This window comes from Massilia sp. CT11-108 (genome assembly GCF_047302915.1).
GTDB lineage: Bacteria > Pseudomonadota > Gammaproteobacteria > Burkholderiales > Burkholderiaceae_D > Telluria > Telluria orientalis.
Genome location: NZ_JBKYMO010001269.1, coordinates 1 through 428 on the forward strand (window position 1 = coordinate 1; position 428 = coordinate 428).

Annotated in this window: 1 protein-coding gene; it reads left to right on the forward strand. The window is 72.4% G+C overall.

Annotated elements, in window-relative coordinates:
* A partial coding sequence (locus tag ACEN88_RS34355) for a TlpA family protein disulfide reductase (RefSeq protein WP_413346875.1) occupies positions 1-428 on the forward strand: 428 nt, incomplete at both ends.

Here is a 428-nt window from a genome sequence, read left to right on the forward strand (position 1 = left end):
CCACGACGGCCGTCTCTCTCCCGGCGCCCGGCCGCCGTCCTGCGCACGCTCGACGGCGGCACCATCGACCTCGCCACCCGCTACGGCAGGAAGCCCGTCTACCTGAAATTCTGGGCCACGTGGTGCGCGCCGTGCCTGCAGCAGATGCCGGGCTTCGAACGCATCCACCGGCAGTACGGCAAGCGCATCGACGTCATCGCCGTCAATGCGGGCTTCAGCGACACCGAGGCCGACGTGCGCGCCTACCGCGCCCGCCACGGCCTCACGATGCCGATCGCGCTCGACGACGGCACCCTGGGGCGCCGCCTGAACCTGCGCGTGACGCCGCAGCACGTGCTGATCGGCGCCGACGGCCGCATCGCGTACGTGGGCCATCTCGACGATGCGGCCCTGCATGCGGCGCTGGATCGGGCCGCGCAAGGCCGGGT